Source organism: Phaeospirillum tilakii, assembly GCF_042683125.1.
GTDB classification, from domain to species: domain Bacteria; phylum Pseudomonadota; class Alphaproteobacteria; order Rhodospirillales; family Magnetospirillaceae; genus Phaeospirillum; species Phaeospirillum tilakii.
This window is the reverse complement of sequence record NZ_JBHUIY010000002.1, coordinates 68,216-80,738: the sequence shown is the minus strand read 5'-3', so window position 1 is coordinate 80,738 and position 12,523 is coordinate 68,216. Positions and strand designations below refer to the sequence as shown.

14 protein-coding genes are annotated in these 12,523 nt (G+C 72.9%); all 14 read left to right on the top strand.

All coding sequences use genetic code 11. The features are described 5' to 3' along the window. Nucleotides 1–13 precede the first annotated feature (13 nt). The 14 genes from cybH to ACFSNB_RS01390 all read left to right on the top strand — a co-directional run bounded on the left by cybH (nt 14) and on the right by ACFSNB_RS01390 (nt 12,520). Nucleotides 14–742 carry a Ni/Fe-hydrogenase, b-type cytochrome subunit gene (gene cybH / locus ACFSNB_RS01455; RefSeq protein ID WP_377313791.1) on the top strand — a complete coding sequence of 243 codons (729 nt, stop codon included), beginning with the start codon at nt 14–16 and terminating at the stop codon, nt 740–742. After that, nucleotides 726–1,313 (top strand): HyaD/HybD family hydrogenase maturation endopeptidase, encoded by a 588-nt coding sequence (locus ACFSNB_RS01450; RefSeq protein WP_377313789.1) that lies wholly within the window; start codon nt 726–728, stop codon nt 1,311–1,313. The genes cybH and ACFSNB_RS01450 overlap by 17 nt, the downstream gene beginning before the upstream one ends. Nucleotides 1,314–1,318: 5 nt before the next feature. Next, nucleotides 1,319–1,624, top strand: coding sequence for a HypC/HybG/HupF family hydrogenase formation chaperone (locus tag ACFSNB_RS01445; RefSeq protein WP_377313788.1), 306 nt, complete (start codon nt 1,319–1,321; stop codon nt 1,622–1,624). Between the two features lie 142 nt (nt 1,625–1,766). Continuing rightward, complete coding sequence (locus tag ACFSNB_RS01440) at nt 1,767–2,534, top strand: hydrogenase expression/formation C-terminal domain-containing protein (RefSeq protein WP_377313786.1); 768 nt, start codon at nt 1,767–1,769, stop codon at nt 2,532–2,534. After that, complete coding sequence (hybE, locus tag ACFSNB_RS01435; protein WP_377313784.1) at nt 2,531–2,956, top strand: [NiFe]-hydrogenase assembly chaperone HybE; 426 nt, start codon at nt 2,531–2,533, stop codon at nt 2,954–2,956. The genes ACFSNB_RS01440 and hybE overlap by 4 nt, the downstream gene beginning before the upstream one ends. Further along, entirely contained in the window at nt 2,953–4,077 is a 1,125-nt protein-coding gene (locus ACFSNB_RS01430; protein ID WP_377313782.1) for a hypothetical protein, read from the top strand. Before hybE ends, ACFSNB_RS01430 begins: the two co-directional genes overlap by 4 nt. After that, entirely contained in the window at nt 4,070–4,411 is a 342-nt protein-coding gene (gene hypA / locus ACFSNB_RS01425) for a hydrogenase maturation nickel metallochaperone HypA (RefSeq protein ID WP_377313780.1), read from the top strand. Before ACFSNB_RS01430 ends, hypA begins: the two co-directional genes overlap by 8 nt. Beyond that, complete coding sequence (gene hypB, locus ACFSNB_RS01420) at nt 4,411–5,316, top strand: hydrogenase nickel incorporation protein HypB (RefSeq protein WP_377314027.1); 906 nt, start codon at nt 4,411–4,413, stop codon at nt 5,314–5,316. The genes hypA and hypB overlap by 1 nt, the downstream gene beginning before the upstream one ends. Next, complete coding sequence (gene hypF, locus ACFSNB_RS01415) at nt 5,313–7,607, top strand: carbamoyltransferase HypF (protein WP_377313778.1); 2,295 nt, start codon at nt 5,313–5,315, stop codon at nt 7,605–7,607. Before hypB ends, hypF begins: the two co-directional genes overlap by 4 nt. A 273-nt stretch (nt 7,608–7,880) precedes the next feature. Further along, on the top strand, nt 7,881–8,117 hold the full coding sequence (locus ACFSNB_RS01410; protein ID WP_377313776.1) for a HypC/HybG/HupF family hydrogenase formation chaperone: 237 nt from the start codon (nt 7,881–7,883) through the stop codon (nt 8,115–8,117). Continuing rightward, nucleotides 8,114–9,253: a hydrogenase formation protein HypD gene (gene hypD / locus ACFSNB_RS01405; protein ID WP_377313774.1), complete on the top strand. Its 1,140-nt coding sequence runs from the start codon at nt 8,114–8,116 to the stop codon at nt 9,251–9,253. Before ACFSNB_RS01410 ends, hypD begins: the two co-directional genes overlap by 4 nt. Further along, nucleotides 9,250–10,290, top strand: a complete 1,041-nt coding sequence (gene hypE, locus ACFSNB_RS01400; protein ID WP_377313772.1) for a hydrogenase expression/formation protein HypE — start codon at nt 9,250–9,252, stop codon at nt 10,288–10,290. The genes hypD and hypE overlap by 4 nt, the downstream gene beginning before the upstream one ends. 15 nt (nt 10,291–10,305) lie before the next feature. Next, nucleotides 10,306–11,718, top strand: coding sequence for a sigma-54 dependent transcriptional regulator (locus ACFSNB_RS01395; protein ID WP_377313770.1), 1,413 nt, complete (start codon nt 10,306–10,308; stop codon nt 11,716–11,718). 28 nt (nt 11,719–11,746) lie between these two features. Beyond that, nucleotides 11,747–12,520 carry a DUF4198 domain-containing protein gene (locus ACFSNB_RS01390; protein WP_377313768.1) on the top strand — a complete coding sequence of 258 codons (774 nt, stop codon included), beginning with the start codon at nt 11,747–11,749 and terminating at the stop codon, nt 12,518–12,520. Nucleotides 12,521–12,523: the final 3 nt, after the last annotated feature.

The window sequence follows — 12,523 nt, the reverse complement described above, 5'->3', positions numbered from 1 at the left end:
AAAGGCAACGGCCATGGCGACTGATTTCTCCAAGCTCGAAGGGCCCCTCGACGCCGAAGGCGAGTTCGCCTTCAGCCGACAGACCGTCTATGTCTACGAGACCGCGGTACGGATCTGGCACTGGATCAGCGCCCTGGCGATCGTGGTGCTGTGCGTTACCGGCTATCTGATCGGCTCGCCGCTGCCGTCGGTGCCGGGCGAGGCCAGTGAGCGGTTCCTGATGGGCTATATCCGCTACGCCCATTTCTCCGCCGGCTACGTGGTGGCGGTGGCGCTGTGTTTCCGCTTCTACTGGGCGCTGGTCGGCAACCGCTATGCCCGCCAGATCTTCTTCCCCACCATCTTCGACCGGCTGTGGCAGTGGGGTCTGATCTACGAACTGAAGTGGTACATGTTCCTGGTCGATACCCCGAAGAAGTATATCGGCCACAACCCGATGGCCAACGCGGCGATGTCGAGCTTCCTGTTCGTGCTGATCTTCATGATCTGGTCCGGGCTGGCGCTTTATTCGCAGGGGGCCGGGGCGGATTCGTGGCAGGCCCATCTGGCGGGCTGGATGTTCTGGCTGTTCCCCAACTCGCAGGATCTCCACACCTGGCATCATCTCGGCATGTGGTCGATCGTGGTGTTCGTGGTGATCCACATCTATGCCGCGGTGCGGGAAGACATCCTGTCGCGCCAGAGCATGATTTCCTCGATCGTTTCGGGCGAGCGTGTGTTCCGCGATGACTTCCGTCACTGAGACCGTGCCCGTCGCCCCCACCCTGGTGCTGGGGATCGGCAACCTGCTGTGGGGCGACGAGGCGTTCGGGGTGCGGGCGCTGGAGGCGTTCCACCGCGCCTACGTCACCCCGCCCGAGATCGAGCTGCTCGACGGCGGCACCCAGGGCCTGTATCTGGTCCAGTACGTCACCGCCGCCGAGCAATTGCTGCTGTTCGACGCGATCGATTACGGCCTGCCCCCGGGCACCCTGCGCGTCATCGAGGATGACGAGGTGCCGAAATTCACCGGGGCCAAGAAGATGAGCCTGCACCAGACCGGGTTCCAGGAGGTGCTGAGCGCGGCCGACCTGCTCGGCCGTTATCCCCGCCGCCTGACCCTGATCGGCTGCCAGCCGCTCGACCTCGAAAACTGGGGCGGGCCGCTGACCGAGCCGGTCCGCGCCGCGCTGGAGCCGGCGGTCGAAACCGCCGCCAGGGTTCTGACCGGCTGGGGCATCCCGCTGGTCCGCCGCGCCCCGGGCGACGAGGCCGCCCTGCTCGGCCACGATCTCGACGCCGCCCGCTTCGAGCGGGCGGCCGCCGGGCTCTGACCGCGATGTGTCTCGGCGTCCCGATGCGGGTGGTCGGCGGCGACGACGTCACCGCCTTGTGCGAACGGCGCGGCGCGGTCGAGCCGATATCGCTGCTGCTGATCGGCCCGGTCCCTCTCGGTACACCGCTGCTGGTCCATCTCGGCACCGCGGTGCGGGTGCTCGACGAGGAGGAGGCGCGCCGGATCGATGACGCCCTCGACGGCCTCGCCGCCGCGATGGAGGGAAAGCCGTTCGAGCATCTGTTCGCCGACCTGATCGACCGCGAGCCGACCCTGCCCGATTTCCTGCGCGGAGACCCCCCGGGTTGAAGGCGGGCTGCCGCCCGCACCCGCCCGGGGCGATGCCCCGGACCCCCTTTTTTTTCGAAAAAAGAAGGGGGTTTGGGGCATCGCCCCAAGCGGGGCGCGGGGCGGCAGCCCCGTCCTGCCAGCCACAGCCGGAGCATCAGCCATGACCTTCGACCGTCCCCTCGCTTTGCTCGCCTCCGCCGACGGCGCCCGGCTGGCCGCCGCCTGCCCGCGCATCGCCACCCTGCTGCCCCGCCTGGCCGACGCGCTGGAGGGCGGCGCCAGCGAACGCTTCCCGCTGCCGGCCGATCTTGACGCGACCGAGCGCGCCCTGCTCGACGACATCACCGGACGCGGCGAGGTGATCGCCCGCATCCGCCGCCCCGACGGCCGCCGGATCGAGGCCGAGGAAGCGGTGATGGCCGGTCTGTGGCGGCTGCGGATCAGCGATGCCGACGGGCAGATGGTGGGCGAGGCGCTTGATGTCGGCCCGGTGCCGGGCGACCTGCTGCCGGCGGTGGCGCCGCTGCCGCCGCTGACTCTTCCCGCCGCCGCCCCGGACGGGGCCGAGTCCGGCCACGCCCTGTTGGCCGAGATCGCCCACGCCGCCGCGCACTGGCAGCCGGGCCAGCCCAATTACGCCCTGACCGTCGCGCCGCCGGTGATGCCCGACCCGGCGGTCGGCTGGCTGCGCGACCAGCTCGGCCAGGGGCCGGTCGAACTGGCGGTGCGCGGCGAATCCGGCGACTGCCACGTCGCCGCCACCGCCTGTCGCGGGGTGTGGTCGGTGCGCTACCGCAACGGCGCCGGCAAGATCCAGCTCGACGCGATCGAGATCGGCGCGGTGCCGGAAACGGTGTGCGCCGCCGCCGAGGACCGGCGCGATTCGGCGCTGCGGCTGCGCGAGATCGCCTCGGCCTATTTCGCATGAGCGACGAGGCCGCCGCCGCCCGCGCCGTCGCCGACCGGCTGGTCGGGCGCTACCGCGCCATCGCCGCCGGGCTGGGCGACCTGCCGATCGTCAATCCGCGCCTCGGCGTCGAGGCGGTCGGCTTCCGGCCCCATCGCGGCTGGGCGCTCGGGGTGGTGATCACCCCCTGGTTCATGAACCTCGCCGTCGCCGCGCTGGCCGAGGACGCGCCGCTGCCGCCGGCCGGACCGGGCGAGTCCTGGTCGCTGCCGCTGCCGGCCGGCCCCGTCGCCCTCACCGTCGGCCTGCTCGACGGCTTCGGCCGGGTCGATGCCGCCTCGTTGTTCTCGCCGATGCATGCCTTCCCCGACCCGGCGGTGACCCGCGCCACCGCTGCCAGCGTCCTCACCGCCTTGTTCACCCCGCCGGCCGGAGCGGCATGAGCGGCCTGCCCGATCCCGGCCGGATCCGCATCGCCGCCACCCTCGCCGCCGGGCGGATCGGCGCGGTCACCGTCGCCTGCGACCGCCGCCGCGCTTTGACCCCGCTGCTGGCCCGGCTGCCGCTCGACGCGGTGCCGACCGCGATCGGCCGGCTGCACGGCCTGTGCGCCCTGTCGCAGCAGAGCGCCGCCGCCGCCGCGCTGGCCGCCGCCGCCGGACGCGAACCGCCGCTCCCGCCGCCGGGCCGCCTCGCCGCCGAGCGGCTGGGCGAATTGCTGCGCGCCTGCCTGATCGATTTCGCCGCCCGGGTGCCGCCCACCCCGGACGAAATGCAGGCCGCCCGCGCCGCCCTGGCCGGAACCGATCCGGCCGGGGCGCTGACGCGGCTCGGGCTCGGCCCCGCCGACCCGCCGCCCGGATCCTGGGCGGCGCGGCTGCTGGCCGATGCCGCCGGCCTCGGCGCGGTCGAGCCGACCCCGCCCGATCCCCTCACCGCCGCCGACGACGCGGCGGTGCTGGCCGCGCTCGATCGCGACGGGGACTCTTTCGCCGCCCGCCCCAGCCTGCCCGGCCGCCGGCCGCAGACCGGGCCGCTGGCCCGCGCCGTCGCCGCCGGCCGCATCGCCACCCTGCCCTGCGACGCCGCCGCCCGCCTGCGCACCCGCCTCGACGAGATCGCCGCCGCCGCTGGGCTTTCGCCCAGACCCAACCGGGGCGATGCCCCGGACCCCCTTTTATTTTTGAAAAGAAGGGGGTTTGGGGCATCGCCCCAAGCGGGCGCGGGCGGCAGCCCGCTTGGCGAAAGCCAAAAGGACTGGCTGCGCGCCGGCCAACTCGAACCCGGGCTCGGCTTCGCCGTGGTGGAAAGCCCGCGCGGACGGCTGCATCATCTGGTCGGACTCGACCGCGCCGGCCGGCTGGTCCGCTACCACATCCTGGCCCCGACCGAATGGGCCTTCGCCCCCGCCGGGCCGTTCGCCGCCGCCTTGCCCGGGCTGCGGCTCGACGCCGAGGCGGATCCCGCCACGGCGATCGACCGGCTCGCCGCCTTGTACGACCCTTGCGTCGCCCGCGTCGTCACCGTCACCGGGGCGCGGGCGGAGGACCAAGCCGATGCATGAAATGGCCCTGACCGAAAGCCTGATCGCCCTGGTCGAGGACGCCGCCCGCGAAACCGGCTTCAGCCGCGCCGCCGCCCTGGTGGTCGAGATCGGCGCCCTCAGCCATGTCGATCCCGCCGCGATCCGCTTCTGTTTCGAGGCGGTCAGCCGGGGCACAATCGCCGAAGGGGCCAGGCTCGACATCCGTCACATCCCGGGTGCCGGCTGGTGCCTCGATTGTGGCAAGATCGTCCCGCTGGCGGAACGCTTCGGCGCCTGCCCGGAATGCGGGTGCGCGCACGTCCAGATGACCGAAGGCGACCAATTGCGGCTCAAGGAAGTGGAGATCGGATGATGTGCACCGTATGCGGCTGCGGCGACCACGACACCCCGGCGGGTCACCCCCACGATCATGACCACGACCATCCCCACGGCCACGATCACGACCATGACCACCCCCACGATCACGATCATGGGCACGACCATGACCACGGGCCGTGGGCCGGCGGCGACCACGACCGCGCCCACGACCAGACCCCGGCGCTCGGCGCCGCCCACGCCCCCGGGGTGGCCCCCGACCGGATCGTTCGCATCGAGCGCGACATCCTCGCCCGCAACAACGCCCACGCCGCCGCCAACCGCGCCCGCCTCGCCGAGGCCGGGCTGTTCTCGCTCAACCTGATGTCGAGCCCCGGCGCCGGCAAGACCACCCTGCTGGTCCGCCTGATCGCCGAACTGGCCGGGCAGCCGCCGGTGGTGGTGATCGAAGGCGACCAGCAGACCGCCAACGACGCCGAGCGGATCCGCGCCACCGGCGTCCCGGCGGTGCAGATCAACACCGGTAAGGGCTGCCACCTCGACGCCCACGCCGTCGGCCATGCGCTGGACGAATTGCCGCTCGCCGTCGGCGGGCTGCTGGTGATCGAGAATGTCGGCAATCTGGTCTGCCCGGCCGGGTTCGATCTCGGCGAGACCCGCCGCGTCGTCCTGCTGTCGGTGACCGAGGGCGAGGACAAGCCGCTCAAATATCCCGACATCTTCGCCTTCGCCGATCTGATGCTGTTGACCAAGAGCGACCTGCTGCCCCATCTCGATTTCGATGTCGCCGCCTGCCTCGCCAACGCCCGGCGAGTCAATCCGCGTCTGCGGGTGATGGAGGTGTCGGCGCGGACCGGCGAGGGGCTGGGGCCGCTGGTCGAATGGGTACGGGGCGAGGCCGGGTTGGCCGCCGCCACCGCGCGGGCTTTCGCGGCACGGTGAACCGGGGGCGACTCGGCGGGCTGCCGCCCGCACCCGCTCGGGGCGATGCCCCGAACCCCCTTCTTGTTCGTGAGGCGATCCGGTTGCGCGGGGTGGTGCAAGGGATCGGCTTTCGGCCGTTCGTGTTCGGGTTGGCCGAGCGGCACGGGTTGGCCGGGTTCGTTCGCAATGATGGGGAATGCGTCACCATCGAGGTCGAAGGCGCGGCGGGGGCAATCGAGGCGTTCGGGGTCGGGCTGATCGCCGAGGCGCCGCCGCTGGCCCGCATCGTCGCGTTCGAGCGTGCGTCACGGGCACCTTGCGGCGAGAGCGGGTTCGTCATTCGGGCCAGTGCCGGGCAGGGGGCGGCGGCGGCGGCGATTCCGGCCGATCTGGCGCCCTGTCCCGACTGTCTCGCCGAGCTGTTCGATCCCCGCAGCCGGTTTCATCTCTATCCCTTCCTCAGTTGCACCCGCTGCGGGCCGCGCGCCTCGATCGTCCGCGCCCTACCCTATGACCGCGCCAACACCGCGCTGGCCGATTTCCCGCTCTGCCCGGCCTGCGCCGCCGCCTATCGCGATCCGCGCGACCGGCGCTTCCATGCCGAGACCATCGCCTGTCCGGTCTGCGGGCCGCGTCTCGACACCCCGCTCGCCGAAATCGTCGCCGCGTTGCGGGCCGGGCGGATCGTCGCCCTTAAGGGGGTCGGCGGCTTCCATCTGTTGTGCGACGCCACCAACCCGGCCGCGCTCGCCGCCCTGCGCGCCCGCAAGGGCCGCGACGCCAAGCCGTTCGCGGTAATGGTCGCCAACGAAGCCTCGCTCGACCGGTTCGCCCGGCCGGAAGCGGGGCACCGCGCCGCCGCCGCCGGCCCGGCCCGGCCGATCGTGCTGATGCCGGGGCGGGCCAGAGCACTGGCGGCGGGGGTGGCGCCGGGGCTGGCCCAAATCGGGCTGATGCTGCCGCCCTCGGCCCTGCACGAAGTACTGTTCCACGCCCTGGCCGGGGCACCGGACGGGATTGATTGGCGCACCCAGCCGCTGCCGGTGGCACTGGTCGCCACCAGCGCCAACCCCAGCGGCGAGCCGCTGGTGATCGACGATGCCGAGGCGCGCGCCCGGCTGGGCGGGATCGCCGACCTGATCGTCGGCCATGACCGCGCCATCGTCACCCGGCTCGATGATTCGCTGCTGATGCTGGCCGACGGCGCCCCGGCGGTGCTGCGGCGCGGCCGGGGACTGGTGCCGGAACCGCTCGACCTCGGCGGCGACGGCCCCTGCGTGCTGGCGCTCGGCGCCCATCTCAAGGCGACGGTGACGCTGACCCGGGGGCGCGAGGCGTTCGTGTCGCAGCATGTCGGCGACCTCGACAGCCCCGCCGCCGATGCCTTCCTGCGCGAGGTCGCCGCCGGCCTGACCGGGCTGCTCGGCCTGACCCCCGATCTGGTGGTGTGCGACCGCCATCCCGACTACCGCTCGACCCGCATCGCCGAGGAGATCGCCGCCGCCCTCGGCCGCCCCGTGCTTCGGGTCCAGCACCATGCCGCCCACATCGCCGCGATCGCCGCCGAACATCGCATCGACGAACCGTTGCTCGGCGCCGCCCTCGACGGGATCGGGCTCGGCGATGACGGCACCGCCTGGGGCGGCGAACTGCTCCGGATCGAGGCCGGCGCGTGGCAGCGCCTGGGCGCCCTCGCCCCGCTCGCCTTGCCCGGCGGCGACCGCGCCGCGCGCGAGCCGTGGCGGATGGCGACGGCGGCGCTGGCCCGGCTCGGCCGCGCCGACGCGGCGGCGGCCCGTTTCCCCACCCAACCCCTGGCCGCCGCCCTGGCCGCGCGGATCGACCGTGCCCCGGTCACCACCAGCCTCGGCCGCCTGTTCGACGCCGCCGCCGCCCTGCTCGGCCTGCGTCTGGTGCAGGACCACGAAGCCCAGGCCGCGATGGAACTGGAGGCGCTGGTCACAACCCCGCGCCCGCTGCCCGATGGCTTCACCCTGACGGCTGGCCAACTCGACTTCCTCCCATTGCTCGCCACCCTGGCCACCCCCGGCCTCACCCCCACCGAGGGCGCCGACTTGTTCCACGGCACCCTGATCGCCGGCCTTGCCGCCTGGATCGCCGCCGCCGCCACCGAATTCGGCACCGACCGGGTCGCCCTGGGCGGCGGCTGCCTTGCCAACCGGGTGCTGGCCGATGGCCTCGCCGCCGCCCTGCGTCGGCAAGGCCTGACCCCGCTGCTGGCCCGCGCCGTCCCCTGCGGCGACGGCGGCCTGTCATTGGGTCAGGCGGCCTTGGCCCGCAAATTTTAAAAACAAAGGGGGTCCGGGGCATCGCCCCGGCCGGGTGCGGGCGGGAGCCCGCCGACTTCTCGCCTTGAGCGTAGGTTCGGGTCGCAAAACCGGTGCAATCGGCTATACTGAAGCCCTAACCAATCCGTCCCCGTAAAGGGAGGCGGAACAAGAACAAAAGAAACGAAGGGCCGCCAAGGCCCCGGCAGGGAGTGCGGGGGATCCCCCGCGAACATCGGAGCGACACGCCGGGCGGCGTGGTCTCCGGTCTTGCTCTTCGTCATGGGGGACGTGATGTGTCTTGCCATTCCCGCTGAAATCGTCGCGCTTCATCCCGGCGAACGCGCGTTGGTCAGCCTTGACGGGGTGACCAAGGAAATCTCGGTGGCGCTGCTCGACGGGGTGGCGGTGGGGGATTACGTCGTGGTCCATGTCGGCCATGCCCTGGCCCGGATCGACCCGGAGGAGGCCCGCCGCACCCTCGACCTGCTGGCCGAGGCGGCGGCGCTGACGGCGGAGGGCGCGGCATGAAATATGTCGATGAATTCCGCGACGGCGGCCTCGCCCGCGGCCTTGCCGCCACCATCGCCGCCGAGGCGGAGCCGGGGCGGACCTACCGCCTGATGGAATTCTGCGGCGGCCATACCCACGCCATCGCCCGCTACGGGCTGGAAGACCTGCTGCCACAGGCGGTGCGGCTGATCCACGGTCCCGGCTGTCCGGTCTGCGTGCTGCCGGTCGAGCGGATCGACGCCGCCATCGCCCTGGCGCGGCGGCCCGGGATCACCCTGTGCAGCTATGGCGACCTGCTGCGGGTGCCGGGCTCGGGCGGGACCAGCCTGCTGAAGGCCAAGGCAGCGGGGGCCGACGTGCGGATGGTCTATTCGACCCTCGACGCGGTGGCGATCGCCCAGCGCGAGCCGGAGCGGACCGTGGTGTTCCTCGCCATCGGCTTCGAGACCACCACCCCGGCCAGCGCGGTGGCGCTGGAACAGGCCGAGGCGGCCGGGCTCGGCAATTTCGCCCTGATCTGCAACCATGTGCTGACCCCCCCGGCGATGCGGGCGATCCTGGCCGGCGCCGACGGGCTGGCGGCCGATCTCGACGGGGTGATCGGCCCGGCCCATGTCTCGACCGTGATCGGGGCCGAGGCCTACGATTTCTGTGCCGCCGAATTCGCCACCCCGCTGGTGGTGGCCGGGTTCGAGCCGCTCGACCTGCTCCAGGCGGTGCTGATGCTGGTGCGTCAGATCAATCGCGGCGAGGCGCGGATCGAGACCCAGTACCGCCGCGCCGTCACCCCCGGTGGCAACCGCAAGGCCCAGGCCCTGGTCGAACGCTGGTTCGAGCCGCGCGGCGCCTTCGCCTGGCGCGGACTGGGATCGCTGCCGGCCAGCGGGCTGAAGCTGCGCCCCGCCTTCGCCCGCTTCGACGCCGAGGCCCGCTTCGACCTCGCCCCCCGCCCGGTGGCCGATCCGCCCGCCTGCGAATGCGGCGCGATCCTGCGCGGACGCAAGCGGCCGGAGGAATGCCGGCTGTTCGGCACCGGCTGCACCCCCGACCATCCGGTCGGCGCCTGCATGGTCTCGGCCGAGGGCGCCTGCGCCGCGCGCTGGAGCTATGGCCGCTTCCGCGCCGCCCCGGCCGGGCAGGCGGTGCCGGCATGACCGCGCCGCGCCCCACCCCGCCCTCCGGCGGCCGGGTCGAGATGATCCACGGCGCCGGCGGCAAGGCGATGGCCGAACTGATCGCCTCGATCTTCGCCCCGGCGCTGGCCAACCCCTATCTCGCCCAGGGCAACGATCAGGCGGCGCTGCCGATTCCGGCCGGCGGCCGGCTGGTGTTCTCGACCGACGGCGCGGTGGTGTCGCCGCTGTTCTTCCCCGGCGGCGACATCGGCAAGCTCGCGGTCAACGGCACCGTCAACGATCTGGCGATGGCCGGGGCGACTCCGCTCTACCTCTCGACCAGCTTCATCATCGAGGAAGGCTTCCCGCTGGCCGATCTCGACCGCATCGCCCGCTCGATCGGGGCGGCGGCGCGGGCGGCGGGGGTCGCGGTGGTCACCGGCGACACCAAGGTGGTCGAACGCGGCAAGGCCGATGGCCTGTTCATCGCCACCGCCGGGATCGGGGTGGTGCCGGCCGGGCTGGAACTGTCGGGCGACCGCGCCCGGCCGGGCGACCGGGTGATCCTGTCGGGCAGCGTCGGCGATCACGGGGTGGCGATCCTGTCGCAGCGGGAAAACCTGTCCTTTGCCACCGATCTTGAATCCGACTGCGCCGCGCTGGTGCCGCTGGTGGCGGCGATGGTCGCCGCCGCCGGGCCGGCGCTGCGGCTGATGCGCGACCCGACCCGGGGCGGGCTGGCCGCCACCCTCAACGAGCTGGCGCGCCAGTCCGGCGTCGGCATGGCGCTGGAGGAGGCGGCGATCCCGGTCAAGCCGGCGGTCAGCGCGGTGTGCGAACTGCTCGGGCTCGATCCGCTGACCATCGCCAACGAGGGCAAGCTGGTGGCGGTGGTCGCCCCCGAGGCGGCGGAAACGCTGCTGGCGGCGATGCGGGCCCATCCGCTCGGGGCGGCGGCGGCGATCGTCGGCACGGTGGTCGAGGATCCGCGCCGGCTGGTGCGGATGCGCACCGCCTTCGGCGGCGAACGGATCGTCGATTGGCTGGCCGGCGAGCAATTGCCACGGATCTGCTGAGGGGGGCGGGGGACGATGAGCAAACCCAGTCCAATCCTGGTGGTGGCCGAGGAAACCGGCCTGCGCGAGGCGCTGCGGCAGGCGCTGGCCCCGGTGTTCGAGGTGATCACCGTCACCGGCGGGGCCGAGGCCGAATCCGTGCTGGCCGGGGCGATGGTGGCGGTGGTGCTGTGCGCCCCCCGGGTCGGCGGCGAGAGCGGCCTCGCCCTGCTGTCGCGGCTGCGCACCCACTGGCCCGACCCGGTGCGGCTGCTGCTGGCCGGCGGGCTGGCGGCGGAGGAGATCGTCGCCGGGCTCGACCATGCCGGGCTGTACCGCGTCGTCGCCGAGCCATGGCAGCCCGACCGCCTGCTCGCCACCGTCGCCGAGGCGGCCTGGCTGTTCCAGCGCCTGACCCAGACCCCGGCCAACGATGCGCGCCCCCTGCCCGTCCGCCCGCCCGCCGCCGACGGGTTCGACCCGATCGTCCATGCCGCCACCAGCCCGGTGGCCAAGGTGATCGAACTGGCCCGCCGCGCCGCCGCCTACGACATCTCGGTGCTGATCACCGGCGCCTCGGGCACCGGCAAGGAATTGCTGGCCCGCGCCATCCATCAGGGCTCGGCCCGGGCCGGCGGCCCGTTCGTGGTCGAGAATTGCGGCGCCCTGCCCGAGCATCTGCTCGAAAGCGAGCTGTTCGGCAGCAAGAAGGGGTCCTACACCGGGGCCTATCAGGACCGGATCGGCCTGTTCGAGGTCGCCGACGGCGGCACCCTGTTCCTCGACGAGATCGGCGAGACCTCGCCCGCCTTCCAGGTCAAGCTGCTCAGGGCGTTGCAGGAGGGCGAAATCCGCCCGGTCGGCGCGCAGCGGCCGCGCCGGGTCGATGTGCGGGTGATTTCCGCCACCAACCGCGACCTGGAAAGCGAGGTGGCGGCCGGCCGCTTCCGCCGCGACCTCTATTACCGGCTGGCGGCGTTCCCGATCCACATCCCGCCTTTGGCCGAGCGGCGGATGGACGTCGCCCCGATCGCCGAGCGGATCCTGGCCCAGGTCAACCAGGCCTTCCACCGCGCCGTGCCCGGCTTCGCCCCCGACACGCTGCGGCGGATGGAGGCCTATGGCTGGCCCGGCAACGTGCGCGAGCTGCACAACGAGATCCAGCGGATGGTGGCGCTGTCCGACGCCAACCAGCCGCTCGGGCCACAGCTGCTGTCGCCGCGCATCCTCGCCCCCGCCCCGGCCGGCATCGGCGCCACCCTCAAGGACCGGGTCGAGGCGCTGGAACGCAGCGAGATCGAGGACGCGCTGGCCCGCAGCCGGGGCAACATCAGCCACGCCGCCGAACTGCTCGGCCTGTCACGGGTCGGGCTGCGCGCCAAGATCGACCGTTACCAATTGCGCCGTCCCGACGGCGAGGGCGGCTATGCCGCCGAATCGCTCAATTGACCCCACCGTCACCAGGAGAGCCCCGCCGATGCCGCCCCGTCCCGCCGCCCTCGCCCTGCTCGCCGCCGCCCTGCTCGCCGCCGCCCCGGCCCAGGCCCATTTCCTCGAAATCCTGCCCAGTGCCGACGTGCTGCCCGAGGGCGGCGCCCTGTCGGTGGCGCTGCTGTTCACCCATCCGATGGAGCGCGGCCCGGTGATGGACCTCGCCCGGCCGAAGCGGGTCGGCCTCGCCGCCGGCGGCAAGGTCACCGACCTGACCGCCAGCCTGCGCGAGGACAAGGTCGAGGGTCACCAGGGCTGGCGGTTCGACACCAGCCTGTCCCGCCCCGGCGCGGTGACCCTGTTCGTCGAGCCGCAGCCCTATTGGGAGCCGGCGGAACGGCGCTGGATCACCCATTACGCCAAGGTGGTGGTCGATGGCTACGCCTCGGGCGAGGGCTGGGAGCAGCCGGTCGGCCTGCCGGTCGAGATCGAGCCGCTGACCCGCCCGACCGGGCTGTGGACCGGCAGCCTGTTCCGGGGGGTGGTGCGGGTCAAGGGCAAGCCGGCGGCCTTCGTCCCGGTCGAGATCGAATGGGCCAATGACGGCTCGGTCACCGCGCCCAACGAGGCGTTCGTCACCCAGGTCACCCGCACCGACCAGAACGGGGTGTTCGCCGCCACCCTGCCGCGCGCCGGCTGGTGGGGCTTCGCCGCCCTGACCGAGGGGCCGGCGGCCAAAGGCCCGGACGGCAAGCCGGCCAAGAGCGAACTGGGCGGCCTGATCTGGGTGCGGGCCACCGACCTGCCCCCGGCCAAGTAGGGC